The sequence below is a fragment of the Edaphobacter modestus genome (assembly GCF_004217555.1).
GTDB lineage: Bacteria > Acidobacteriota > Terriglobia > Terriglobales > Acidobacteriaceae > Edaphobacter > Edaphobacter modestus.
The window spans coordinates 2169692-2195905 of sequence record NZ_SHKW01000001.1; the positions used below are offsets into that span (position 1 = coordinate 2169692).

Below are 26214 nucleotides of genomic sequence, written 5' to 3' on the forward strand. Positions count from 1 at the left end.
ATTGATGGTTCGCTTTGCTTCCGCTCGCGAAGGTCTTCTGCCGATTCCCATCCAGGCAGATCCAAAACTTGTCCGGAAAGCATGCCGTAGAGCGCCCGCTTTCTCAGCCGAGCATTCTCAACAACGAGCAGCACGGCTCCACCCCATTCGCCTCCAGGGCCGACGCCCGGCCCGAAGCGGCAGAGAGCGAGTAGCAGCGGATGACAAATGTGGTTGCGCAATGAGGATTGCAGAAGGTTGGAGAGTGGCGTAGTACTCGCCGAGGTTGACAAGTTGACTGAGTCAACTATAGTAATTGACAGAGAGATCAACGTGATGCCTGCTGTCATTCCCCCTCCGGCCCAGAACAGCGATGTAGATCGCTTCCGAAGTTTCAACCGCTTTTATACCCATATGATCGGCACCCTCCCTGAGGGGCTGCTCAATAGCGAATACTCGCTGACCGAAGCCCGCGTGCTGTACGAACTCGCGATGCATCAAGGGATCTTGGCGCGAGAGATCGCAGATGAGTTGAGCCTTGATGCCGGTTATCTAAGCCGCATCTTGCGCAAATTTGAGAACGCAGCCCTGATTCGAAAGACGGTGTCTGAAAGCGATGCTCGCCAGATGGAACTCAAGCTGACCTCGAAGGGGAAGGCGCTCTTCGATGAGTTGAATGAGCGTTCCAATCAGCAGGCTGAACAGGTTCTCGAAAAGCTTACTCCAGGTAAGCGCAGCTCTCTTCTCCATTCCATGTCTGGCATCGTGAATGCGATGGCGCCTGAGCGGTCCCTATCGCCATATGTTTTGCGCCAGAACCGACCCGGTGATATGGGCTGGGTGATCAGCCGGCATGCAGAGCTGTATGCAAAAGAGCATGGCTGGGACGAACACTTTGAGGCGCTTGTGGCCAATCTGGCTGCGGATTTCATCACGAAATACGATCCCCGGCTCGAGCGCTGCTGGATCGCCGAACGTGATGGCGAGAGGCTGGGGTGCGTCTTTCTCGTCAGGCATCGCGACGAGGCCGCCACAGCGCGGCTGCGCATGCTGTTGGTTGAGCCGAGTGCACGTGGCTTAGGATTGGGAAAAGCGCTGGTCCAGGAGTGTGTCAGCTTTGCTCGAACCGCAGGATACAAGAGAGTGATTCTTTGGACCGTAAATTTACTTTCTGCCGCCCAGCACATTTACCAGCAGGCCGGATTCAAACTTGTGCAGGAGCAGGCCACCCATCGCTTCGGGGCCGACATGATCGACCAGACCTGGGAATTGGAGCTTTAGCTGGTTCAGGAGCCGAGCTCCCCCTGCTCGCTGCGCTTCCGCTCGTCACTCCTCCATCAGTGAACGTGCTCTGCGATCGAATCGAGACTGCTCACGCGCGTTTCATCCTGAATTATCTGCAGTGAAAGAGGGTCCCATGCTCTCTCAGGTTCTTGTCCCGCCGAGGAAAACTGATGGCAACGACACCGTAACCTCCGCTCCACAACCACTCACCATAGGATCTATTTATGAACCGTCGTACTTTTGTTTCCAGCACCGCCGCCCTCGCTGCTCTCTCCGTCAGTGCAGCCCGGGGGCTCGATCCAACTCCCGCTCCCGTTGCTGAGCAACTCCCCGAAGCCCTCTCCCCCACCGGCAGACCGCTCAATCCTTCCGGCATCCGCACCGCCGGCATCCGCATGCTGCCCGTTGTCGGCGGCAAATACAAGGTCTGGACCAAGAGGATCGGCAGCGGCAAGGTCAAGGTGCTCCTGCTCCACGGCGGCCCCGGCGTTCCTCACGACTACCTCGAAGCCATGGAGTCCTTCCTTCCCCAGGCCGGCATCGAGATGTACTACTACGATCAGCTCGGCGTAGGAAACTCCGACGTCCCCGACGATCCCTCACTGTGGAATCTCGCCCGCTACACCGAAGAGGTGGAAGAGGTGCGCCGCGGCCTCGGTCTCGACCACTTCGTCCTCTTCGGCCACTCCTGGGGCGGCATCCTCGCCATGGAGTACGCGCTAAAGTACCAACAGCACCTTCGCGGCCTCGTCATCTCGGACATGACCGCCGGCACCCAGGCCTATCTCAAGCGCACGGCCGCGCTCAAGGAAAGCCTGCTTTCTCCAGACAAGCTCGCGCAACTCAATGCCCTCGAAGCCAAGCAGGACTACGACAACCCCGCGTACGACAAGATCATGATGGAGGATCTCTATCCCAAGATGCTCTGCCGCACCCAACCCTGGCCCGAGCCCCTTACTCGCGCCCTCAACCGTATGAACCAGAAGATCTACAACCAGATGCAGGGCAAGAGCGAGTTTGTCGTCACCGGCAACCTCAAGGACTGGGAGCGCTGGGACCGCCTGCACGAGATCAAGGTTCGCGCCCTCACCATTGGCGCCCGCTACGACGAGATGGACCCCGAGGACATGAAGAAGATGGCCACTCTCATGCCCAACGCCACCTCCGCCATCTGCCCCAGCGGCAGCCACATGTGCTTCTGGGACGACCAGGAGGTCTACTTCCACCACCTGCTCGGCTTCCTCCGCACCGTCTAACCCAACCATGCGGCGGGAGAATCCCCTCTCCCGCCGCCAGCCGCTGGCCCACGTCAGGCTGCCTGTCAGGCACACCTCACGCAACGTCAACCGCGCCTGATGTTTCCGAGCTTCGCCTTGGCCATATTGGTGATCTTCCAGAAACAACAGCGATCTTTCGCGGCAGGATAGAGACCACTCGCCGAATTCTAAGATCTACGACTGGCATGATCCGCGAACGCCGGAGAATGAACAGGCGATACTAAGCGCGTGGGAGTATGCCTCAGGATGATCTGCATCTTGCAATAGTATTCCCGCGTTCTCGACGAGCAATAAATCTCTAATGCGCTCAGCGACCACTGCGGGGGAACCAATTATGGCTTTGGTGTTCTGGGCGGATGACGGGCAACCCGCACCTTACTCCCGTCAGTGTTGGCTGCTACAGCCTTGCCCACGTCTGTTTTGACCACCGCTCGGAAACTCAAAGATTCGTGGATCCTGCCGCGTTTCCCGTTACTCATCCGTTGACGCTTGAGCGGTGCAACGACTTTCAGGAGGAGACCGGTTTCACCGCCAGCGCGCCGTTCCTCAAGCTTGGCTCCGTGCGTCAGAAGAGTGGCAAGGTGGTCCTCGCCTGGGCGTTCGAAGGAGACTGCGATCCTGCCAAGCTCGTCAGCAATACCTGCGAGGTGGAATGGCCACCCCGGTCCAAGAAACGCATCGTGATTCCTGAAGTCGATCGCGGTGCATGGTTCTCGCCTACGGACGCTGCAATCTTTATCCGCGAATAACAGCGGCCTTTACTGTTGCGCTTGGAGCAGCATCTCCGAGACCGGTCTAAGTAAATTCAGTGTGGCCGCCCCGTCTGTCGCATCCTCTTCTAACTGGAAATTACTGAGTCCCACACCAACCAGGCGAAAGAGTTGCTCTGGCGGCAAATCCACCCGCTCCCGGAGTGCGAGAGCGATGTTCGTCAGATCCTCACAGATAGAGATGGGCGTTCGCGGCGTCAGACTGCGCGTGAGTGAACTGAATTCCTTGGTCTTCAGCTTGAGCACAACCGTCCTGGCTTGGCGTGCGTTACCTTTAGAGGCATTCCAAACCTTTTCCGCCAGCCGTCGAATGTGTGTCTCGCACTCCACGAGCGGGATGTCTTCGGGGAAAGTGTCTTCGGCGGAGACTTGCTTCCGCACGCGATTCGATATCACCGGGTTGTGATCGATGCCGCGAGCCAATTCGTGAAGCCGCAGGCTGTAGCTGCCGAAGTGATACTCCAGTGTGGCAAGATCCATCGCATAGATATCGCCCACCGTCCTGATGCCGGCCTTTGCCATGCGCGCCTCTGTGACCCTTCGAACGGCCTCGCGCAGAAGCCTCTGCAATAGGGGGCATCTCTCTATTTTGCTCCAGCACCCGCCAACACCCTCGGCACTCCTGGTGCCCGGCCTACGTGGTTGATTGCTTTGAGAAAGGGAGGGGTCCGAGTTTACCGACCTCTGCCGAGCCCCAGCAGAGGTCAATTAATTAATCAGTCGTGACAAAGTTGCGTACTCGATAGAGCAGGACATTGAGAGATCGATCCCTCACCCCAGCAAGGACATCTGCTCTGGCCCTTTGCCGGCAGAGAGCGGAGGCTTCTTGCCTTTAGGTGTTTGCGGCGATAGCCGGCCCTTCAAGAGCCGGATGAGCATCGGAACTGTCTTGGGATGCCCCTGCTTCTTGTAGATGAAGGCAGTGTCCACCGTCCAGTCCACGCCGGCAACGGGCCGCGTGGTGAGTTCGGCATCCAACACGGTTCCTTCGCGGATGAGAGCAAAACCGAATCCCTGCTTGACGAGTCCCTGCATCTCCGTAGGGTGGGATGCCCGCGAATACTCTTCGATCTTCACACCAACTTCTTCGAGCAGTTCAAGCAGCCGCGAATGTGCCTGGGCATTCCGTTGCGGGTGATAGAGAACGGTCGGGTGTTGCTGCAAGTCGGCAGGCTGAAGCGCGGCCTTGGATGCGAGAGAATGGTCGGCACGGAGGCAGACCACAAGACGATCTCGCCGAATCTCATCCACACGGAGACTAAGGTCGGCTACTGGCAAGGTGACGATTGCGGCGTCGAGATCACCCGAGGCTATCTCTTCCACAAGCTGCGCTGTGTCGGCGTGCACCGGACGGATTGGGCAGTCGGGAAGCAGCTCTCTGTGCATGGCAAAGAATGCGTTGAAGAGAATCGGATCGGCTTGTGACGAGCACCCTAGTCTCAGGGTACGAACCTCACCCTGTTCGACGGCAAGCAGTGCGGCCATCGCCTCATCCCGCGCACTGAGCAATCCCCTGGCAATTAGCTTGAACGCAACGCCAGTCGGGGTGAGGCTGATGCGCCCACTCTTGGATCTTCGATAGAGATGAAGTCCGGAGTTTTCCCGAAACTGCCTGGCGTGAGCACTCAAGTTCGGTTGTGTGGTGTGCAACTGCTCGGCAGCAGCGCGAAAGCCCTTGAGATCCAGAATCTCAAGCAGATACCTGAAGTGACGATATTCGGCCCAATCGTACATACGCATGCTCCTGGAGAACCAAGTCTCGGCGTAACGTCGATTACCAAGGAAAGGCGCAGCAAATAGGGGTCGCCCTTGCTTGTGGAAATCTTACCGGAGCGGAATCAAGTTGAGCAACAGAGAAATTTTCAGAAGCGACGATCTTTGAATGATTTGGCGGGACCGTTGCCACGTTTTGTGTGCGCGATTTCGGTGGGGTGATAGCTGTGAATTATCACCCGATAAATAGGAAGTATTGGACGGAATAGGCAATCAGCCAGAGCCTGAAAGCAGCCTCGCATCGTCGTCGCGAAGCCACCGTCACAGCTCTGGAGACTCCGATGGCTCTCAACGCAATCGTCCAACAAATGCCCCTCAGAGAACCGCTGCTCACCGTTGAGGATGTCGCGCAACGGCTCAACGTCACGAAGGACTGGGTCTGGGATCATTCATCACGAAAGGCTCCCTACCTGCCCGTAATCCGCATGAGCGACGGCGTCCTTCGCTATCGCTTGAGCGAGGTCGAAGAGTTCATCAGCGAACGGGAACGCCTCTCGTCTTTACGTCGGAAACGGCGCTGAAGGTACCGTCGCTCCTTCGAGGACAACCAGCTCGGTCGTCGTGTTTCGCATGGCACTGTCACTTGGCGTCGGGCTTCGCTTGCCAGCACCCGCGCGAACAAGAACACCAGTAGGCTCACTTCGCCGGAACGTTCCTCCGGAAGCGCCGGTAGTTCGGAAAGGCCATGGGGGAACTTGTTCGCGAGTCTCCCTCGTAGCGTTCGACCAGGCTTAAGTGTGGATCTGTGGCAACGCCTCTCTGCTCTGCGGCGCGGACGCCGATAGAATAAGAGCGGCCCACTGTTTCCCGCACAGAAACTGAGAAATCAATGGGTAAGTCGCATCAGGCAGGATGGGTCGTTTTGCGTGGAAAACGCTGGTACGGGTATTTTCGCAAACGCGTCCTTGATCCTACAACCGAGGAGGAGCAAGCGAAGCCCGTTTGCATCCTCCTGAAACTCAAGTCAGAGATGACCAAGTCCGAGGCGCGCGAAGCGCTGCGGATGGAAGTCACCAAGCAGAATGGTCAGAACCTCGGAGGTAGGGTTTTAAAGGACGGTTCCACGACTTTCGAGTGGTTTGTTCGCAACCGCTACTTCCCGCTTCGGAAGGGAGATTGGCGTCCGCAAACGGCAAAGGAGAAGATGGCCCAGATCGAGTTCGACCTAATTGACAAGTTCGGAGACCAACCGCTGGATTCGTTCGACAAGTTCATGCTGCAGACGCATCTGAACTATCTGGCGGAGCGGTACTCGCAGGACCGCGTCAAGCAGGCGAGATCGTATCTGAAATCGATCTTCGACGAAGCCATCGAGCAGGAGTTCCTGGTCAAAGACCCGACCCGCAAGTTGAAGATCCCTAAAAATCTTCGACCGAAGGACAAGCAGGTTCTGAGCTGGGAACAACTGTGGCTGGTCCTGGCCAACACCGAGAGAAGAGACCGTCTTCTCCTCATGTTGGACATGACCGAAGCGCTCCGTCCGAGCGAGTTGTTCGCACTTCGCTGGCGCTCCTTCGACGACTGCAACACCCTGGAGTTGACGGAGACCGTCTACCGAAGGGAACTCCGGCGGTTCGGCAAGACCCCGGGGAGCCTCACCAAAGTCCATCTCCCCGATGGCTTGGCGAACGAACTGCTGCTATGGAAGCTGGAGTGCAAAAAGGCCTCATCAAAAAAGACCTCGCCGGATGCCTTCATCTTCCCGAACGCGGACGGCGGCTTCATGGATACCGACAATTATCGGTTCCGGGTTCTGAAGCCTCTGGCGGAAGAGCTTGGTATCCCCAAACTGAACTTCCAGATCCTGCGCCGGACGATGGCCACCCAGGCGCAGAATATGGGGTCGGTGAAGGACATCCAAGCGCACCTGCGGCATTCGAGACCGGACACCACGGCTCACGAGTACATGCAGGCACTGCCGGAGAGCGTGCAGGCGATGGTCGGATCGGTCTATCAAATGTTGACGAAAGGAGGGGAAGAAAAAACGTCTTCAGAAGATTTGCTACCAAACGCTACTAACGCTTCCAAAGAAGTGCTGGTAACTGATTGAAAACATGGTGGGCGCAGCAGGATTCGAACCTACGACTTCCACCGTGTGAAGGTGGCACTCTACCGCTGAGTTATGCGCCCTTATCCTTCCCACCAGGGAGGATATCTCTAAAAGAATAACATCCCGCCCCTTCCTCCAAAAGCCTCGGCTAAATGCTAAATAACTGACACATAACAGGGGCAGCGGCGGCCAGATCTGACACAACCTTCCGCCTTCGCCAAAACGATACAATCACTATCAAGCTGTCGAGCATGTCCCTCCCTCCCCATTCCGGCCCCAGAAGGAACGTTTCGGCGTCAACGACCCCCAAACCCACCGAAGATCCGCCACAAAACCAGCTGGAAGCGCAACCCGACGACGAAGGCAGTGTTAGCACTAACATGGCAACGCTGGCTGTCAACCCGACGCTCCTCAAGAATCTCGAGACCGCCGAGCCGCATCGTTCCTCATCGAACTTCGCCGAGATGGACGATGCTGTCATCATGCTCGAGCTCCGTGCCGGAAATATGGCCGGCTTTGACTATCTCATTCAGAAATATCGCAGACCCATCGTGCATTTTATGTACCGCATGGTTCACAATCAGGCCATCGCTGAAGAGCTCGCCCAGGAGGTCTTCCTTCGCGTCTACCGATCGCGCGAGACCTATCGTGCCGAGGCCCGCTTCAGTACCTGGCTCTACCGGATCGCCACCAACCTCGGCGTCAACCATGCACGCGATACCCGGCACGAACGTGCCGCCTCCACCGTCTATCTCGACGAGGTGGACTCCGAAACCGGAACCACGCCGGACCTCGCCGATTCCACCCCCGGGGTCGAAAGCAATCTGGTCCGGCAGGAACGCATGGCGGCCATTCGAGAACACGTTCTTGCCCTGCCAGACCGTCAGCGCATGGCTGTGCTCATGCACAAATACGAAGGAATGGACTACAAACAGATTGGCGAGGTGCTCAAGCTGAGCGAATCCGCCACCAAATCATTGCTCTTCCGTGCCTACCAGACGTTGCGCGGAAAGCTCAAAGGTTTTATTTAGTTCTTTGGGGACCCTTCTGGGCCGCCGCTTGTCGCACGAGAAGGGTAAGAGAAATTGGAGAGAGAGTCTCATGAACTGCCACGACTGCCAATCCGCACTTCCGGATCTCCTGCTCGATCCATCCGCGTCCTCCAACACCGTTGCGCGCGCGCATGTCGATTCCTGCGCCGACTGCCGCCAGGAGCTTGAATCCCTTCAGGCGACCATCTCGCTTCTGGACACATGGAAGGCACCCGATCCTTCTCCCTACTTCGATCAGAAGCTCGCCGTCCTCCTCCGTGAAGAGCAGACCAAAGCTCCTGCCGGATGGTTCGAGCGTCTGCGTTCGCGTCTCCTCTTCAATACCGGCCATCAATTTCGTCCTGCGCTCGCCGGCGGCATGCTGGCTCTTGCCTTGCTCATCGGTGGCGGTATCTTCGCCGACCTCGCCAGGGTTGACCTCGGAGAGGCGGAGACCTCACCCACGGTAACCGATCTTCAGGTCCTCGATAAGAACGATCAGGCACTCCAGACGATGGACCAGCTTTTCCAGGATGAAGGCGCAGCCGACGACGCAGCCGCCCTTCCCTCCAGCTAGCCGAGGGCTACAATCCATGACGGAAAGGAGCCCGGAGGCAGTAAGCTTCTTAACGACACCAACATCCTTCGCCAGCGGCCAACTCAGTTTTATGATTTCGCTCGTCACAACCCGCCGTGCCTTCACTCCAGTGCTAACGGTGCCGCTGCTGGCTGTCTTGTGCCTGCCCGCCTTCCCGCAACAACCGGGGGGAGCGCAAAGAGGGACAACTCCTCACCTCGCACCCCATCCCGGATTCTCCGGCAATCCGGGCAAAAACCAGGAGCATTTGCTCCAGTGGATGGATCGTCACAGTAACCTCCCCCCGGACCAGCAGCAGAAGGCCCTCGAGCATGAGCCCGGCTTTCGCGATCTCCCTGCCGAGACCCAGCAGCGGATGCGCGATCGCCTCACACAGCTCAACAATATGAATCCCGACCGCCGCCGTCGCTGGCTCGAGCGGAATGAGGCAATCGCCCGGCTCACTCCCCCGCAACGTCAGCAGGTTCGCGATGCCATGCACGAGTTTGGCAGCCTTCCCAGCGATCGGCGTCATCAGGTTGCGCGCGCCTTTCACGAGCTTCGCGATGTGCCCGTGCCACAGCGTCAGGCTCTCCTGAACTCAGACCGCTACCGCGGTCAGTTCTCCGATCAGGAGTTCGGCGCGCTCTCCGGCCTTCTCTCCATCGAGCCTTATCATGTCATCCTTCCTAACCGAAACGCTGACGACTCCCCGGAAAGATAGACCTCCCGACGGTTCCTTCGCTGCAAACATCCTTGACTGAAGATCCCTGCCGTCTTACCCTTGTTAAGGATGAACGCGCCTTACATCCTCTGTTGTCGCTGTCGCCGCTCCTAAGCTGGCCAGCGCAGAGGCGCGTTTCGCACTTTCGTTAGAAGTGCACCCTCCTGCATCCCCTCAATCTAAAAACCAAAAGAATCGAGCCCTTCCATGAAAGTCCTTGCTGGGAAGTTCTCTGCTGCCCACCTCCTGCTTGGTGGCATCCTTCTGTCCGCCTCCGCCAGCTTCTCCCTTGCTGCCCCCACCTCTCCCGTTAGCGGCACGTGGGAAGGAACCGCTACCGTTCGCGGGCACGAAGTTCCCCTCCGTCTCCAGATCACCGGCTCCGCTGCCGATCTTCACGCCACTCTTGTCAATGGCGCCGAACGCGCCGCAGCCTCCTCGGCCACCTTGCAGGACGGCAAGCTTCTCCTTAACTTCAACTACTTCGCGCGCACCCTCGAAGCTTCTCTTGCCGGAGACCAACTCGCGGGAACCTTCGGCTCCGCCGTCACCGGTCCCCACGCTTCGCCGCGAGTTCCCATCGCGCTTCATCGTGCCTCCAGCCCCGCCACCCCCGCTTCCGGTCCTGACATCCATGGCGACTGGGAGATCGCCGTCTCCAGCAACAAGGGCGAATCCGCCTGGCAGCTCCGCGTCGAAACCACCTCCGAAGCCGCTGCCCACTCCACCATCCGCGCCGTCATCCAGCGCATCGACGGTGACACCGGCTCCCTCTACGGCGCCTGGGATGGACATCAATACAACGTCAGCCACTTCACCGCCTCAGGTCCCGCTCTCTACTCCATCGTGCCCCAGCCGGATGGAACTCTTCTTGTCTCCAATCTCCTCGCCTCCGACGCCCAGAAGGCCCAGTCGCGCGACCTCGTCGCACGCCGTCCCGCCGACGCCCGCAAAGAAAATCTTGCCGCGCCCACCGAGTCCACCGAGCAGACCCGCGTCAAAGATCCCTCCGCGCCATTCACCTTCAGCTTCCCCAATCTCGCCGGCAAACAGGTCTCTAGTTCCGACCCCGAGTTCCGCGATAAGGTCGTGATCGTTGCCATCGGCGGCTCCTGGTGCCCCAACTGCCATGATGAAGCGCCCTTCCTCGAAAGCCTTTACAAGCAGTTTCATAGCAAGGGTCTCGAGGTCGTGAACCTCAGCTTCGAAGAAGAAGACCAACTCCAGGACCCCACCCGGCTCCGTGCCTTCATCCAGCGTTACGGCATTACCTATCCCGTGCTCGTAGCCGGAACGCCCGATCAGCTCACCGAAAAGATCACGCAGGCCGACCATCTCAACTGCTGGCCAACCTCCTTCATCCTCGGCCGGGACGGACGCGTTCGTGAGGTTCACGCCGGATTCGCCGGTCCCGCCAACCCACCCGCACATCAGGCGCTCCAGCACGAGGTCACCAGCCTCGTCCAGAAGCTCCTCGCGGAGCCGGCACCCATCCAGAAGGCCTTCAACTAACCCTTCCCTCCCAGCAACACATCCTCAGGGCCACAGTAATATCGTGGCCCTCTTCCATTGCTCTCTCATTCGTCTTCGCTAGACTGGAATCGTTGCCGCTTCCAAAAAAGGCGAGGTCTCTCCCGCGATGTTTTGGACTACCCGCTCTCTTCTGCTCACGATCATCCTCGTCTCTTCCGCTTCCTTCGCGGCATCCCAAATCCAGCCGACCGGTACCGGTTCCATTCGCGGCCACGTCACGTTAGCCGACACCAACGGCCCGGCAACCGGGACGATCATCTCAATCCTCCCTCCCCCCTTGAAGCTCTCAATTCCTGAAGAAGGCGAGTACATCGTCTTCGACCAGATCAGTCGCGGCCAATTCCACGCCACCGTAGATTCCACCGGCGCCTATCAAATCGATAAAATCCCACCCGGAGACTTCACCGTTCTCACCTGGCTGCCCGGGTACATCTCCCACGATCCCGCCGACGACCCCCAGCCCAGTCATCCCGACGTCCAATACCTCCACGTCCAGGCCGGCCAAATCATCGTCCATGATCTTCAGCTCGAACGCGGAGGCTCGATCGAGGGGACCGTTCGCTACGCCGATGGACGGATCGCCCACATCGGCAAAAACGTCGCTGCCGAAGTCGCCGTCAATCTCGAAAAGCAGACACCCGACGGACACTTCGCCCGTTTCGGGGGCGCGGCCCACACCGACAGTGACGGGCACTACGTTTGCATGTCTCTTCCGCCCGGCACCTATCTCGTCTTCACCGCTCTCCAGGGCGGCACGGTCACCACAACGCGAGGCACAAGCGCCACCGGCGGATTGCTGATGTTTGCCCCATCCACGGTTCGACCGAGCAAGGCCCTTCGGATCAACCTCGGGCGCCAGGAGACGCGCAAGGATGTGGACGTAGAAATTCCCGTTACCGGCTTGCACACCATCTCCGGCAAAGTCGTCAACAGTGCCGGTGAACCAGTTACGCAAGGAATCGTTCGTCTCTACCCCACGAACGAAACGAATGTTTCCCGCGCCTCACCCTTAGGCAAAGAAGGTGAATTTTCGTTCGAGAGTATGCCCGACGATCGCTATGTCGTCTCCGTTGAATTTGCTGGCGAGCAGGAATTCGTCGGCATCACGAAGGACCAGACCGGAATTCGGATGCGGATGCACAAGCCCCTATACCGGAACATCACCACCGAGGTCTCGATCTCTGGCCACAATCCCGCCCCCCTGAACCTCACAGCCACCACAAACCCATGATTTTTTCAAGCCTCGCCCGGCCCAAGCAATTGAGCCAATAGCCCCTGATGAGCTCAGACGTTTACCTGCTTTTGTTCTCGATCAGACATGAATCACGCAAAAAAGAACGTGCCTCTCAGCTTTTGAGGAAGTTCTTCAAGAGGAACAGCACATTCGCGGGCCGCTCTGCCAACCGCCGCATGAAGTACGGATACCATTCCGGTCCAAACGGCACATAGACCCGCACCCCAAAACCCAGCTTCACCAGCCGTCGTTGCAAATCGCGCCGGATGCCATACAGCATCTGAAACTCGAACGCGTTCTTCGGCACACTGCGCTCGCGAACGAAAGCCAGCAGTTTCTCGACGATTGCTCCATCATGCGTCGCAAGCCCGCAGAAGACTCCTGAGGTCATCATGCGCTTCGCCAGCTTCACATAGTTCGCGTCCACATCCGTCTTTTGCGGAAACGCAATCTCCGCCGGCTCGTTGTAGGCTCCCTTGCAAAGCCGTATGCGAATTCCCTGCCCCAGCAGCAGTTCCGCATCGGCCTCGGTCCGGTAGAGGTAAGCCTGCAGCACCGTTCCCACCCGCCCTGCACCGTCCCCGCATGCCTGCAGACGCTCGGTCATCGCAATCGTCGCCTCCGTGTAGGGGCTGCCTTCCATATCGACGCGAACGAACGAGTTCACCGCCGATGCATGCTCCACCAGCTTCCCGACGATTCGCTCGGCGAGCGCGGCATCGAAGTCCATCCCCATCTGCGACAGCTTGAGGCTGACGTTCGCATTCAGGCCCCGGGCCGCGAGCGCATCCAGCATCGCGTGATAGACGTTCGCCGACGCCTCAGCTTCCGCTTCGGTCGTTACGCTCTCGCCCAGTGCATCCAGCGTCACCGCGATGTCCTCGCGGTTCATCCGCTCACACGCGCGAAGCGCCTCGTCTATCGTCATACCGGCCACAAACCGGCCCGACATCTTCCGCCCGATCGAGGAGCGTTCGGCGAAACTTCTCAGGGTTCTATTCTGCGAGAGAGCGATAAAGACAGATCGAAGCAATGTGCAAATACCTCAGCGCGGCCACCGTCACACCGCACTGAGATATTTTCACACGGCGCAATCAGCTTTACGGACGCCGTCCCAGCCGATTGTTCTTCACCGCCACCTGAAGCGGAGCGGTCGTGGGAGCCGCCGCTCCGATGTACTCGAAGATGCTGTCAACGTAGTTGTCCGACGTCCATACATTGCCCGACTGATCAATCGCAATGCCGACCTCGGCCGTGGCGCCATTCGACACATATCCCGTAGCAGGCGACATCGCCTCCCCTGCATTCGAAAACCTGCTGACCGACCCGTCCGAGTTCGCCGTCCACACTGTATCGTCCCCATCCACCGCAATCGAGGCCGCGCCCGATGGGATCGCATACCCCGAACCGGAGAGCGGGGACCCGTTCGGACCCAGCTTGCTGACCAGTGGCCGGTCGAAGCTCGCGACCCACGCATCTCCGCCGGCGTCGATCGCAATTCCGACTGCGCCCGTAATTCCCCCGCCCTGATAGCCGTTCGCCGTCGCGGCGACACCAGTGCTCGAGAATCTGCTTACATCATTGCTGTACCCGTAGTTCGCAACCCATGCATTCGCTGCCCCGTCCACCGCAATGGCATAGGGAAAGTCGAGGCCGCCTTGCTCGAACTGCCCCACCAAGGCACCTGAGGAGCTAAGCTTCGTCACACTGTTGTTGCCGTTCGCGGTGAGCACGTTTCCGCTGCCGTCGATGGCCAGAGCATAAGGAAGTTTGAGGCTGCTCGCCGTATACCCCGGACCGGAGAGAGGCACTCCGCTCGCGCTGTGCCTGCTTACCGTGTTGTTGCCTTCATTGGCAGCCCACACGTTCCCGTCCCCATCGACGGCAACCGCCAGGGGATAGTTCAGACCACCGCCCTTGAATCCGGAAGATCCCGACAACGGCTCGCCCGCCGGGCCGAACTCGCTCAGGGTCCCGGGATTCACGGCATTGGGAACCCAGAGATTGCCCAGGCCATCGACAGCGATCAACTGCCCATAGTTCAGGCCGCCGCCCGTATATTCAATGCTCACCGTCCAGTCGTTGGGCAGTCCGGCCAGCGCCGGCTGGTACGGTCCATTCAGAAGCAGCGATCCAAGATTCAGCGCCGGGTGAAGCGCCAGGTTGTGAATCGCCATCAACGTATCCCGCGGAGTGAGTCCTCCAGCCGTAGTGGCCTGAAAAAGCTTCACGCAGGCTGCCGAACCCGATGGAGAGCTCACGCACCCGGCCAATACATTCGCCAGGGAGTTCACCTTGGTCGTCGGCACCGTTCCATTCCCTGCCGGCGTCTTCGCGCGTAGCTGTCCAGTCGCGCCGTCATACAGATTGTTTACGGTTCGAAAGGCGTTGGTCAGGCCCGTCCGATTACTGCTGCTGGACCCGATCGTCGTAGTGCCGGGCGCGATGAACTGAGCCAACCCATAAACGCTGGCCACGGTTGTCATCTCGTTCACTACCATCGGGGAGGAACCGACCGTGCCGCACAACCCCAGAACCGACATCAGCGACACTCCTCCATTGCTCCCGGCCCCGGCATCCCCTCCTGTCGCCACCAGATAAACCAGGGTATCTGCCGACGGACACTGATAGGCTCCGCCAAGATTGAACTCACCCTGGCTGTCTGTAACGATTGGCTTTGTCCCGGTCAGAAGCGAGATTGCACCCTGTCCGTAACCGGAACTGCCAACCCCATATAGAGTCACGGTGGCCCCGCTCACCGGACGATGCTGTCCGCTGTAGACATTTCCCACAACAGCCGCCGGAACAGAGATGGGAGGAGGATTTCCGGACGTCGGCGGCGAAGCGGGAATCGTGGCCGGCGGCGAAGCAGGCGAACTGGTCGGCGGCGTAACCGGTGTGGTGGCCGGAGGCGACGCAGGTGATCCTCCCGCAGGAGGTGCAGCCGGTCCGGTTACGGGAGAGGTTGTTCCTGTTGACGTTCCCGTGGACGGCGGAGCCGTCGTTCCAGCAGAGGGGGAAGTTCCAGTGGAAGGGGAAGTTGTCGGAGAAGATCCTGATCCCGTCGAACCGGGAATCTGGGAAGAAAGGGATGAGCCCGGCAGCATTCCGGATCCGCAACCCGTAAGAACCGTACCTGCAACGGCCACAACAAATACACTGATTCCATGAAGGAATCCCTTCAAACGCATAAACGCTCCTCGAGCACTCGTCTAATCGTTCAAGGCGATTCAGGAAGCACAACAAGCACAACAGATTTATGAAGACGGCAAGGAAGCGATTTGCGTCACGGATCCCCGTTTGACACACCACGGAGTATGAACAGCTGGCCAACGCGGGGAAACACATTGGCGCTCAACCGAATGAATAGGTTAAGTGTACAGAAAAATGGACCGTGCGGGTTGTCCACATTCGAAGCAGCGGCAAAAAACGACAGGAGAGCGTCTGCTCTGTCGTCGCCTTCGTCAGCTTCCCTACTTGATCAAGCCAGGATCCTGTGCGGTCGGAGAGACTCCAACCTGGGAAGAGAGGGGTACCGGCCGAGTGACGATTGACGTGGTATCGCGCATCTCCGCAATTGCCTTGTCATAGCGGCCCGCAAGCGAATTCGAACGGATCACCGCCATCTCTTCGAGCATCTTCATGCCGTCTTTCAGGTAGCTCATCCGGCTGCGCTCGTCGTGTCCCCAGGTCACGGGAACCTCGCGAATCTCGTAGCCCAGCTTCTGCGCGATAAACAGGATCTCAGGATCGAATCCCCATCGCTCGATGGTCTGCAACCGAAAGATGACCTGTGCCGCGGGACGCCGGAAGGCCTTGAATCCGCACTGGGTATCCCTGAAGGGAAGCCCCATGATCCTACGCGTAATCCAGTTGAAACAGCGGCCGAAAAACTGCCGGTAGAGAGGCTGGTGGATCGTCTGCCGCTTTCGATCGAGCCAGCGTGAGCCAATTGCGACATCAGCACCATTGCGGAGAGCGGTGAGCAGTCGCTCAGCCTCTTCCATGGGAGCGGAGAGGTCGGCGTCGGTAAACATCACAATCTCACCGGCAGCCTGCAAGAGTCCGTTTCGAACCGAATATCCTTTGCCCCGATTGCCTGGATTCTGCACCAGGTGCAGGCGCGGATGGGTCTCCATCCAGCGGTGCACGATCGCCGCGGTATTATCGGTGGAACCATCGTCTACTACGAGAACCTCTGCGTCCCAGGCTCGTTCCGCCACGCAGGACAAAACTCGATCCAGTGCACACTCAATACGCGCGCTCTCGTTAAATGCCGGAATAACAATGCTTAGTTCAGGGTGCGCCATCGGGCAGACCACCAGCCTTCCTGGGGAAAATCCCGCCTGCACCGGGGGATGATGCCGTTCATCATACTGCAATTATTGGACGCATGAACACCATCATCTGTTTCACTTTTCTCAATGGAAGCGTTGCAGATTAGGGCTCTGCCTGCTTGAGAACCCCCGCCACAAGGGATGGATTCGTCCCCGCACCCTGCTACACTCCACAACATGCCGGATGATTTTGCGCAGCAGCCGTCTTCGCCGCCGCCCCCGCCACCGCCGCCCTCCGCGTTCGGCGGGTATGCCGCCCCTGTGAGTTCGTACAGCTACGCGCCTGGTACCTTTCCTCCCGGCTATCGGCCTGCTCCACGCGTCAATCGTTCGCCGTGGTTTTATGTCGCCACGATCGGAGGGTCCTTTGCCGCGATCTGCCTCGTCCTGAGTGGCATGTTCTGGTTCATGATGCGCTCCATAAGGGACGGAAACACATCCGGGTTGGGGATTGGAACCAACAGGATCGCAGTCATCGATATTGAAGGAGTCATCCTTTCGCCCGAAGGCGTGAACACGCAGCTACGAAAGTTCGGAGAGGACTCCTCCGTAAAGGCCATCATCCTCCACATCAACTCTCCGGGTGGAGGCGCTGCTGCCTCCCAGGAGATCTATCACGAGGTTCTTCGCGTTCGAAAAGAGAACCATAAGAAGATCATTGCCTCGGTCGAAAGCGTGGGTGCCTCCGGCGCGTATTACATCGCCAGCGCCTGCGACCGGATCTATGCCAATCAGGCGTCCGTGGTGGGCTCGATCGGCGTCATCATGGAATGGATGAACTATGGCGATCTGCTCAAGTGGGCCAGACTGAAGAACATCACCATTACGGCGGGAGAGTTGAAGGATGCCGGCGACCCCAGCCGGGATCTGACCCCGAAGGAGCAGGCCTACTTCCAGTCTCTGGTCAACAACATGTACTCCCAGTTCGTCCACGACGTTGCGTTGGGACGCCACACCACCGATGAGAAGATCCAGCCTCTCGCCACCGGGCAGGTCTGGACCGGCGAACAGTCGCTTCCGCTTGGACTTATCGACCAGATCGGAGGCTTTCGCACAGCCCTGATCGAGACCGCACGCACGGCAGGGATCTCCGGAGAGCCCTCCATCGTGCGCCCCTCCAAAAACAGGCGGGGACTCCTGACGATCCTTACCGACGACGGGGAAGATCTATTTCCCAACCCCGGCCAGATGTTGAATCGGGCCCCCGGCTTCTACTTCATGTGGAAGTAAGTGCGGAGAGATGGCCTGTTAGCGGGCAGCAACCTGGGCATTCCATCTTCCGCAAAGGCATCCTCGCGTCCGCTTTGATCTCGGGATTCGCCTGGGGCGAAGAAAAAGGTACCCGAAGATATTCCTTACAAACCCGGGTTTCCTTTCCGGTCTCAGATGCATCCCATTTATAATCAAGCCAGTAAGCCGGCACTTTGGATTAGCCCGCTCGGCCCTCCCTGATTGAAAGGACCCCGCTCATGACCAAAGCTGATCTTGTCGACAAAGTAACCGCCCTCGGCGATCTCACCCGGCGTGATGGCGAAGTAATCGTCGATACCCTCTTCGAATCCGTCATCGGCGCTCTAAAATCCGGTGACAAAATCGAGATCCGCGGATTCGGCAGCTTTCGAACACGCCAGCGAAATGCACGGACAGGCCGCAATCCCAAGACCGGCGATAAGGTCGATGTGCCTGCGAAGCGAGTTCCCTTCTTCAAACCCTCAAAAGAACTGCGCGACTCCGTGAACCCTTCGGGCGTGAAGTCCTCTCCGAGACCAAGCAGCGGCGGAAGCAACGAGAAGGTCGATCCGCACCATCCACCGGCAATGTAGTTCATTTAAAATCGGTTCTGGATTCATAAGCCGCGGCCCTCGCATCCTGCGAAAGGCCGGGGCTCGTTCTGTGCAGCAAGATGTCAAGATCAGTCCTTCTAGACAGCTCTACGGACGGTTGCGGAATGCTCTATACTCGGTAGTACGTGGAGTTGCTTCTTAATTTTCTCTGGCTATCCATCTCCCTCGCCCTCATTGTCACCTGGGCGAAGGCTGTTCGACGCGGAGATACGAAGAACTCCTGGAGCGCATACGTCGCCCTGGCTCTTCTTCTGGTGCTGCTGTTGCCTGTCATCTCGATGACGGACGATATTTTTGCAATCGATGGTCCATCTGAGCTCGAGCACGTAGTCCGGCGAGGCGATATGCCTCTGCTTCATTTGGCACACGATACGGCCGCTCTGGTAGATATGGGCCTTCTCGCCGTTCTGCTCTTCATAGGCTTTGCGATCCTTTTCTCACGACTGTCACGGTTTAATCTGCGTGTCTCTCTTCGGAGGATTATGGATGGCTACGTTCATGTTGCAGGAGTACGGCCCCCTCCCATTGCGTCCCTGACTGCCTGATCTCCCCTTTTCCGGCAAAAGCACCCGCTTTCACGGGATCCCTCTATTCGTATCAACCTGAAGGTAGGCATGACACCGAAAGCATTTCGTGCCGTCGGCGCCGCGTTTTTTTCCGTGGCGTCCGCGCTCGTAGCACAGACGCCCTCTCCGACTCCGCCTGCTGCTCCCGCTGCGCCGATCACGCTGCAGCAGGCAGTTGCCCGCGCCCTTGCCGCAAATCCGTCGTTGCAATCCGTCCACGAACACGTGTCGGCGGTTGAGGCGAACAAGATCACGGCAGGGCTGCGTCAAAACCCGAACCTCACCCTCTACGGACAGGGCCTAACTCTGCCCGAAACCCCCAATGCTCCTTCCGGCAATCCCTTCTTCTATTCGGCAAACGTCTCGCGTCTGTTCGAACGTGGCGAGAAGCGGCGCTGGCGGCTGGATTCGGCAAATGCAACGGCCGACTCCGCTCAAAGCCTCTATCGCGATCAGCAGCGGCAGCTTGTGCTCGCTGTCCGCGGCGCCTTCACCAATATGCTGCTCGCCAAGGCCGCACTCGCCGTTGCGGAGGAGAATCTCACGGACTACCGCAAGACGGTTGATCTGAGCCGCTCGCGTCTCGAAGCCGGGGATATCACCCAGACCGACTTCGACCGAATCGACCTGCAGCAGGTGCAGTTCGAATCCGACGCTGATAATGCTCAGCTGGCTCTTCAGCAGGCCTCGGCGCAGCTCCAGCTTCTCTTCGGCGTAGACCGGCCAGTGCCGAACCTCGACGTCACCGGCACACTCGATCCGCCGCAGCTTCCTCTTACGATGACCGAGGCAGAGGACAAGGGTCTTGCATCGCGGCCGGACTACCTCGCGGCCCGTCAGGCGCTCACCGCGTCGCAGGCCAATGCACGGCTGGCGATTGCGGGCGGCACGACCGATCCGACGCTCTCGACCGAATATGACCGCAACGGCATCGACAACTCCTTCGGCGTCAGCGTTGTCATCCCGTTACGCATCTTCGACCGCAATCAGGGAGAGAAGGAACGGACTCGTTACGAGACCGACTCCAGCCGCTTCGCCGTCACCGCCGCGCGCAATCAGGTGATCTCCGATGTCGATCAGTCATGGATGGCGCTCGACATCGCGCAGCGGCTGGCTCAGCGATACAACAGCCACTACCTCGATGAGGCCGGCCACGTTCGCGACAACCTGCAGTTCAGCTATCGCAACGGTAACGCTACCCTGCTCGACTACCTCTCTGCCCTGCGTGACTATCGCGCCATCCGGGTCAATAGCCTTGCCGCGAATGCGCAGGTCTGGCTCGCCATCCATCAGCTCAGCTTCGCCACCGCGACGGAAATCCTCCCATGAAGGACCGCATGAACACGATCACGATACGAACCGAATCCCTGCTCCTGCTCGCCCTCATCGCGGTGCCGCTTACCGCGTGCAAATCTTCTGCGCCGCCACCCGCCGAGGCGACACAGCCCGCCAATGCCGGAATCGAGACGACAGTCGCTCACGTCCAGCAAAGCACCGATTACCTCGAGATCCCCGCCCACGTCGAGGCCGATCCCTCTCACGTCGTCCACATCTATCCTCCGCTCAGTGGCCGCATCCTTGGCCTGCGCGTCCTCCCCGGCCAGGAGGTGAAAAAAGGCGACATCGTCGCCCAGTTGCAAAGCAGCGACATCGCCACTGCCCGCTCCGACTTTCAGAAGGCGAAGATCGAGGTTCTTCGCGCTGACCGCGCCCTGACCCGTGGCAAGCTCCTTCTCGACCACGAGGTCCTCTCGCAGGCCGACTACTACGAGCTCGATGCCGCCGACCAGAGCGCACACTCTGAGCTCGAACGCGCCCGCCAGCGCATCCGCGAACTCGGCTTCTCCGAAGACAGCACCTCGGATGAGATCGCCCTGCGGTCCCCCATCTCCGGCGTCGTTCTCGATATCGGCACTGCGACCGGTGAGATGGAGCGATCTCTCGACAACGCTGCTCCTATCGCCACCATCGCCAACATCGATTCCATCTGGGTCGTCGGCGATGTCTTCGAGCGCGACCTCTCCAGCGTCAAGCCTGGTCGCGAAGTGCAGATCTCGGTGCCCGCCTATCCCGGCCTCTCGCTCTCCGGCCGAGTGGTCAATGTAGGCGATGCGCTCGACCCCAACACCCATACCCTCAAACTGCGCGTCGTCCTTCCGAATCCAAAGCACACCCTGAAGGCAGAGATGTTCGCGACCATCCGCATCCCCGGTGCCGCCCGCAACACCGTCATCCTTCCGGCGACCGCGGTTCTCCACGAAGGCGAAAAGACCTCCGTCTTCGTCGTGAACGCCTCCGGGAAGTACGAGCAGCGGCCCGTCACGATCGGCCGCAGCTTCGAATCCGGAACCACGAAGAACATCGAGATTCTCACCGGCGTGAACGACGGTGAGAAGGTCGTCACAGTTGGCGGAGCTCTCCTCCGTCCCAGCAACGGGGAGTGATCGCGTGCAGGCATTGATCCGTCTTTTCATCCGTTATCGCGCCATCATTCTTATCCTCTTCGCCGTCATGCTCGCCGCAGGAGCCTTCGCCCTGTCGCGTCTCGACATCGAAGCCTATCCCGACCCCTCACCACCGCTGGTTGAGATCATCACCCAGAATCCCTCCTGGTCCGCCGAAGAGATGGAGCAGCAGGTCACGGTTCCCGTCGAGACCACCTTGAACGGAACCCCGCATCTGACCCAGGTCCGCTCCATCTCGATCTTCGGACTCTCGGACGTCAAGCTCTACTTCAGCTTCGACTCCGAATACTTCCGCGATCGTCAGGAAGTCCTGAATCGCCTGCAGACCTTGCAGCTTCCCAATAATCTGCAGCCGCAGCTGTCTCCCTGGTCGCCCATCGGCGAAATCTTCCGTTATCAACTCGTTGGTCCCGGCTACACATTCAACGAGATCAAGGCCACACAGGACTGGCTTGTACGCCGTGAGCTGAAGCAGGTTCCCGGAATCATCGACATCACGACCTTCGGCGGGACCACGCGCCAGTATCAGGTCGAGGCAGACCCCGACCGTCTCCTGAGTTATGGAGTCACGCTGCCGCAGGTCCTCAGTGCCATTCAGTCCTCCAACGCCAACGCCGGAGGCAACTACGTCCAGCTTGGCAATCAGAACGTCAACGTCCGCGCCCTTGGCCAGGTCCACACCGCCGACGATATCTCTCATATCGTGGTCGCCGAAAAGAACGGCGCGCCAATCACCGTCGGCGACATCGGCAAGGTCAGGGAGGGTTTCCAGCCTCGCCTCGGCCAGGTTGGCCGCAACAAAGACAACGACATCGTCATCGGAATCGTCCTTCTTCAGAAGGAAGAGAAGTCTCTCCCAGCCCTCAAGGCCCTCAAGGAGAAGATCGCCAGTCTGAACTCAGGCAGTCTGCTCCCCCCGGGCATGCACATCAGCACCATCTACGACCGAACGAACCTCATCAATCGCACGACCCACACGGTTCGCGAGGTCATCTTTACCGGCCTCGTCCTCGTCACGCTGGTGCTTCTCTCCATGCTTGGCGATCTGCGTATCACCTTCATCGCCGCCGTCACCATCCCGTTCGCCGTGCTCTTCGCCTTCGGAATGATGGTGCTCAGCGGTCACTCCGCAAATCTCATCTCCATAGGCGCCATCGACTTCGGAATCCTTGTCGATTCGTCCATCATCGTGCTCGAGAGCATCTATCGCAAGCTCTCGCGCAGAGTACCCGGCGAACAGACCGGCGACCTGATCGTCGAAGGCGTCACCGACGCCGCGCGTCCCGTGCTCTTCTCAACCGCCATCATCCTCATCGCCTTCATTCCGCTCTTCACCATGCAGGGCGTCGCGGGCCAGATCTTCTCTCCCATGTCGGTGACCTATGGGTTCGCTCTCATGGGAGCGCTGCTGTTCGCGCTTATCTTCGCCCCGGTGCTCGGCTACATGACTGCCCCGGCGGAACAGAAGGTTGGTGACGGATACACCTGGCTGAGCCGTCACCTCAAAAATGGTTACGAAAAAGCACTGCATCACACGCTTCATTTCCCCCGCCTGGTATGGATCGGCGCTGCTGCCATGCTCGCGATCGGCGTGCTCTGCTTCATGCTCGTCGGCGGCGAATTCATGCCTCCGCTCGAGGAAGGAAACCTCTGGATTCGTGCCACGCTTCCCCAGGACATCTCCTTCGACACATCGATGAACCTTGCGAACCAATTGCGCGCCGTCATCGCGGAATCTCCCGAGGTCACCCAGACCGTATCCCAGATGGGACGCCCCGACGACGGAACCGACGTCTCCACCTTCAACAACATCGAAATCTCTACCGCACTGAAGCCACAGGAGGAATGGCGTCCCGGTCTCACCAAGGCCAAGCTCATCGACGAGATGAACCGTCGCCTGTCGCGCTTCCCAGGCATCGAGCTCAACTTCTCGCAGGCCATCCAGGACAACGTCGAAGAAGCAATGTCCGGCGTCAAGGGCGAGAACTCGCTCAAGCTCTTTGGTGACGACCTCGACACGCTCACCACGCTCGCCAGCAAGATCGAGAACGTAATGCAAACCGTTCCAGGTGTGGCCGACGTAGGCGTATTCAAGGTTGGTGGCCAGCCCTCGCTCGTCATCCAGATCGACCGTGCACGCGCTGCACGATACGGAATCCTCTCCGGAGACATCAACGCGGTCGTTCAGGCTGCTGTCGGCGGAGCTCCCGTCACCCAGGTCATCCAGGGCGACCGGCGTTTCGACCTGACAGTGCGCTATCCCGAGATCAACCGTTCCACCCCTGAAGCGGTTCGATCCATTCTTATCCCCACCGCTGACGGTAGCCGGATTCCCTTAGCCCAGATCGCCGACGTCTCCATTCGTGAAGGCAGCTTTCAGATCTTCCGCGAAGCAGGCCGTCGGTATATCCCCATCAAATTCTCCGTCCGTGGCCGCGATCTCGCGACCACCATCACCGACCTTCAGGCGAAACTCAAACAGCAGATCACCATGCCCACCGGCTACGACTACACCTGGGCTGGCGAATTCGATTCCCTTCGCAAGGAGCAGGCACGGCTCGCCATCATCATTCCCATCTCGCTGGCGATCATCGTCATTCTGCTCTATATGCAGTTCGGCACATGGAAGGATGCGTTCATCGTAATCGCAACACTTCCCTTCGCTGCCGTTGGCGGCACCGTCTCCCTCTTCCTCACCCATACCGCATTCAGTATCTCGGCTGCGGTAGGATTCACATCGCTCATTGGCGTAGCCACCTTAGGCGCCGTCGTCTTTATGTCCGGTGTGCGTCGAGCCCAGCGGGAGAGCGCGGACGGCACCGGCCTCGAGCACGGTTGCGTCGACGAGATGCGTCCCGTCGTCATGGCCTGTATGGCCGCTGGACTCGGCCTTCTTCCCGCCGCCGTCTCGAACGGCATCGGAGCCCAGGCACAACAGCCGCTCGCACGCGTAGTCGTTGGAGGTATGGCCACAACCATCATCGCCATCCTCTTCGTGATGCCGCTGCTGCTACGCCGGCCACCGGGACCCTCTTCCATGTATCCCGGCGACATTGAAGCTGAGTAATCAGCTCAGTGTCCGCCGGAAGGCTTACCGGAAACTTTGAAGTTCTTGATGAAAAAGATCAGCGGTGTAACAGCTAACGTCACCCATCCGATGGCGCGGAAGACATCCATAAAGCCCAGCAGGCTGGTCTGCGCCGTCAACTGATTGTAGTAGCGAAGGTAGGCCGCCTTGGCGGCGTCGGCATGCGAGTATCCCTGGCTCTGCAGGTAGTTCGTTGTCTGCCGAATGGAATCCTGTAACCATGCGCCAGAGCTGGGCAGGTTCGCCGACATGATGGACTGGTGAAAGTTCTGACGCCGCTCGCTGAGCGTCGTCGCAAAAGAGATTCCGAAGCTTCCTCCCCAGTTACGGAACAGGTTCGTGAGGCTCGATGCACGGTTATTCTCACTCGGCTTCAATTGGGAGTAGGCCACGACGCTCAACGGAACAAAAAAGAACGCATACCCAAACCCTTGAAAGACGCGGGCAAGCGCATAGTGCCGATAGTCCGTCTGGAGATTCAGGCCGCTGAAATAGATCATCGACGCCGACACCGTTGCCAGGCTGAAGAGGAGCAGCATCCGGGGCTGCACGATCCGTCGCTGCACCAGTTGCGCTCCTACCGGCGCGAGCAGCGTGATGACAAACGCCCCCGGCCCCAGGACCAGTCCCGCATCAATGGCACGATAGCCATACAACGATTGCAGAAGCTGTGGAATCATCGTGGTCGTTGCAAACAGCCCGAAGCCAAAGATGAAGTAGAACACTGAGGAAATAGCAAAATTCGGATAGCGCAGAAGACGGAGTTCAAGGATAGGATCGTCAACCTTGAGTTCCCAATAGATGGCCACCCCGAAGCACACCATCGCAATCGCAAACAGCCAGCAGATATAGCTGCTCCCAAACCAGTCATCGATCTGGCCGCGATCGAGCAGGATCTCGAGCGCCGCCGAACCCAGGGCAAGCAGCCCGATTCCGACTCCATCGATCCTCAACCGTCCGCCCTTGCGCGCGCTCTCCCGCTCTTCTTTGAACGCCGGGGGATCGCTCACAAACCGGTTCGTCAGGTACAGCGATAGAAGTCCGATCGGAATGTTGATCAGGAAGACCCATCGCCAGTTGTAGTTGTCTGTGATCCATCCCCCCAGGACCGGCCCGATCGCGGGAGCCGTCACGATGGCCACCGTGTAAAGAGCGAACGCAGAAGCCCGCTTCGCAGGAGGAAACGTGTCCACCAGGATGGCCTGTTCCACCGGGGCAAGCCCTCCGCCCCCGATTCCCTGCAGCACCCGGCTCAGCAGCATCACGCCTAGGCTCGGTGCGATTCCACAAAAGAAGGAGGTCAACGTAAAGAGAGCGACGCAGGCCATGTAGTAGTTCTTACGGCCGAAGACGCGGCTCAGCCACGCGCTCATCGGCAGAACAACGGCGTTCGCCACCAGGTACGTTGTAAGAATCCAGGTGACCTCGTCGTAGCTGCGCCCCAGGCCGCCCGCAATGTGAGGCAATGACACGTTGGCAATCGACGTGTCCAACAGTTCCATGAAGGTCGCCAGGGTCACCGTCAGCGCGACCACCCATGGGTTTACTGGCCGTCGAACCTTCGCAGCAGCCTGCAGTTGAGGCAATACCTGAACCGCGCCCATTCTTCAATCCTTTGTGTTCCCTTGGGGGATTGAGACCGATAAGTCTCTTTAAGGCACAAAGTTGAGATGAGATTCAAC

The 26214-nt window shown here is 59.0% G+C and carries 23 protein-coding genes and 1 tRNA gene; 17 read left to right on the plus strand and 7 right to left on the minus strand.

Translation table 11 applies throughout. The annotated features are described in order from the left end of the window. Positions 1–315: 315 nt before the first annotated feature. From BDD14_RS09000 to BDD14_RS09010, 3 genes are all read left to right on the plus strand, one after another. On the plus strand, positions 316–1260 hold the full coding sequence (locus BDD14_RS09000; RefSeq protein ID WP_130418510.1) for a bifunctional helix-turn-helix transcriptional regulator/GNAT family N-acetyltransferase: 945 nt from the start codon (positions 316–318) through the stop codon (positions 1258–1260). A gap of 227 nt (positions 1261–1487) precedes the next feature. Then, positions 1488–2519 carry a proline iminopeptidase-family hydrolase gene (locus BDD14_RS09005; RefSeq protein WP_130418511.1) on the plus strand — a complete coding sequence of 344 codons (1032 nt, stop codon included), beginning with the start codon at positions 1488–1490 and terminating at the stop codon, positions 2517–2519. 470 nt (positions 2520–2989) lie between these two features. Continuing rightward, complete coding sequence (locus BDD14_RS09010; RefSeq protein ID WP_130418512.1) at positions 2990–3289, plus strand: NUDIX hydrolase; 300 nt, start codon at positions 2990–2992, stop codon at positions 3287–3289. A 9-nt stretch (positions 3290–3298) separates the two neighbouring features. On the opposite strand, the gene BDD14_RS09015 is transcribed toward BDD14_RS09010, so the two are convergent. Together BDD14_RS09015 and BDD14_RS09020 are read right to left on the minus strand one after the other, a co-directional pair. Further along, a complete protein-coding gene (locus BDD14_RS09015; protein WP_130418513.1) occupies positions 3299–3832 on the minus strand; it encodes a DinB/UmuC family translesion DNA polymerase in 534 nt (177 codons plus the stop codon). 249 nt (positions 3833–4081) lie between these two features. After that, positions 4082–5044: a LysR family transcriptional regulator gene (locus BDD14_RS09020; protein ID WP_130418514.1), complete on the minus strand. Its 963-nt coding sequence runs from the start codon at positions 5042–5044 to the stop codon at positions 4082–4084. A gap of 320 nt (positions 5045–5364) precedes the next feature. On the opposite strand from BDD14_RS09020, the gene BDD14_RS09025 reads away from it, so the two are divergent. After that, positions 5365–5604, plus strand: coding sequence for a helix-turn-helix transcriptional regulator (locus tag BDD14_RS09025; protein ID WP_130418515.1), 240 nt, complete (start codon positions 5365–5367; stop codon positions 5602–5604). 308 nt (positions 5605–5912) lie between these two features. Then, positions 5913–7133, plus strand: coding sequence for a tyrosine-type recombinase/integrase (locus BDD14_RS09030; protein ID WP_130418516.1), 1221 nt, complete (start codon positions 5913–5915; stop codon positions 7131–7133). A 5-nt stretch (positions 7134–7138) separates the two neighbouring features. Here BDD14_RS09030 and BDD14_RS09035 read toward each other — a convergent pair. Further along, positions 7139–7213: transfer RNA gene (locus BDD14_RS09035), tRNA-Val, on the minus strand. A gap of 300 nt (positions 7214–7513) precedes the next feature. Between BDD14_RS09035 and BDD14_RS09040 the strand changes: the two genes are divergently transcribed. The 5 genes from BDD14_RS09040 (at position 7514) to BDD14_RS09060 (ending at position 12229) form a co-directional block, all read left to right on the plus strand. Beyond that, positions 7514–8164 carry an RNA polymerase sigma factor gene (locus BDD14_RS09040; RefSeq protein WP_242617836.1) on the plus strand — a complete coding sequence of 217 codons (651 nt, stop codon included), beginning with the start codon at positions 7514–7516 and terminating at the stop codon, positions 8162–8164. A 70-nt stretch (positions 8165–8234) separates the two neighbouring features. Next, positions 8235–8741 (plus strand): hypothetical protein, encoded by a 507-nt coding sequence (locus BDD14_RS09045; RefSeq protein ID WP_130418518.1) that lies wholly within the window; start codon positions 8235–8237, stop codon positions 8739–8741. Between the two features lie 16 nt (positions 8742–8757). Further along, the gene (locus tag BDD14_RS09050) at positions 8758–9465 is read left to right on the plus strand and encodes a DUF3106 domain-containing protein (protein WP_165420001.1); all 708 of its coding nucleotides are present in this window, start codon (positions 8758–8760) and stop codon (positions 9463–9465) included. 207 nt (positions 9466–9672) lie between these two features. Further along, positions 9673–10977: a peroxiredoxin family protein gene (locus tag BDD14_RS09055; protein WP_130418520.1), complete on the plus strand. Its 1305-nt coding sequence runs from the start codon at positions 9673–9675 to the stop codon at positions 10975–10977. Between the two features lie 127 nt (positions 10978–11104). After that, complete coding sequence (locus BDD14_RS09060) at positions 11105–12229, plus strand: carboxypeptidase-like regulatory domain-containing protein (protein WP_130418521.1); 1125 nt, start codon at positions 11105–11107, stop codon at positions 12227–12229. Positions 12230–12344: 115 nt separating this feature from the next. Here the strand turns inward: BDD14_RS09060 and BDD14_RS09065 are convergent, their stop codons facing one another. Next, positions 12345–13160, minus strand: coding sequence for a proline dehydrogenase family protein (locus BDD14_RS09065; protein ID WP_341273302.1), 816 nt, complete (start codon positions 13158–13160; stop codon positions 12345–12347). A gap of 172 nt (positions 13161–13332) precedes the next feature. Further along, a complete protein-coding gene (locus tag BDD14_RS09070) occupies positions 13333–15024 on the minus strand; it encodes an NHL repeat-containing protein (protein WP_130418522.1) in 1692 nt (563 codons plus the stop codon). Between the two features lie 19 nt (positions 15025–15043). On the opposite strand from BDD14_RS09070, the gene BDD14_RS09075 reads away from it, so the two are divergent. Continuing rightward, positions 15044–15403 (plus strand): hypothetical protein, encoded by a 360-nt coding sequence (locus BDD14_RS09075; protein WP_130418523.1) that lies wholly within the window; start codon positions 15044–15046, stop codon positions 15401–15403. A gap of 302 nt (positions 15404–15705) precedes the next feature. Here BDD14_RS09075 and BDD14_RS09080 read toward each other — a convergent pair whose 3' ends face one another. After that, positions 15706–16542, minus strand: a complete 837-nt coding sequence (locus BDD14_RS09080; protein ID WP_130418524.1) for a dolichyl-phosphate beta-glucosyltransferase — start codon at positions 16540–16542, stop codon at positions 15706–15708. A gap of 168 nt (positions 16543–16710) precedes the next feature. Here BDD14_RS09080 and sppA point away from each other — a divergent pair, with 168 nt between their 5' ends. The 6 genes from sppA (at position 16711) to BDD14_RS09110 (ending at position 24511) form a co-directional block, all read left to right on the plus strand. Next, the gene (gene sppA, locus BDD14_RS09085) at positions 16711–17799 is read left to right on the plus strand and encodes a signal peptide peptidase SppA (RefSeq protein WP_242617837.1); all 1089 of its coding nucleotides are present in this window, start codon (positions 16711–16713) and stop codon (positions 17797–17799) included. Positions 17800–18038: 239 nt separating this feature from the next. Further along, positions 18039–18392, plus strand: coding sequence for an HU family DNA-binding protein (locus BDD14_RS09090; RefSeq protein WP_130418525.1), 354 nt, complete (start codon positions 18039–18041; stop codon positions 18390–18392). Between the two features lie 146 nt (positions 18393–18538). Continuing rightward, a complete protein-coding gene (locus tag BDD14_RS09095; protein WP_165420003.1) occupies positions 18539–18958 on the plus strand; it encodes a hypothetical protein in 420 nt (139 codons plus the stop codon). A 69-nt stretch (positions 18959–19027) separates the two neighbouring features. Next, the gene (locus BDD14_RS09100; protein ID WP_130418527.1) at positions 19028–20308 is read left to right on the plus strand and encodes a TolC family protein; all 1281 of its coding nucleotides are present in this window, start codon (positions 19028–19030) and stop codon (positions 20306–20308) included. Continuing rightward, complete coding sequence (locus tag BDD14_RS09105) at positions 20305–21423, plus strand: efflux RND transporter periplasmic adaptor subunit (RefSeq protein WP_242617838.1); 1119 nt, start codon at positions 20305–20307, stop codon at positions 21421–21423. The genes BDD14_RS09100 and BDD14_RS09105 overlap by 4 nt, the downstream gene beginning before the upstream one ends. Before the next feature lie 4 nt (positions 21424–21427). Next, a complete protein-coding gene (locus BDD14_RS09110) occupies positions 21428–24511 on the plus strand; it encodes an efflux RND transporter permease subunit (protein ID WP_130418528.1) in 3084 nt (1027 codons plus the stop codon). Between the two features lie 5 nt (positions 24512–24516). Here the strand turns inward: BDD14_RS09110 and BDD14_RS09115 are convergent, their stop codons facing one another. Next, the gene (locus BDD14_RS09115) at positions 24517–26136 is read right to left on the minus strand and encodes a DHA2 family efflux MFS transporter permease subunit (protein ID WP_130418529.1); all 1620 of its coding nucleotides are present in this window, start codon (positions 26134–26136) and stop codon (positions 24517–24519) included. Between the last annotated feature and the right edge of the window lie 78 nt (positions 26137–26214).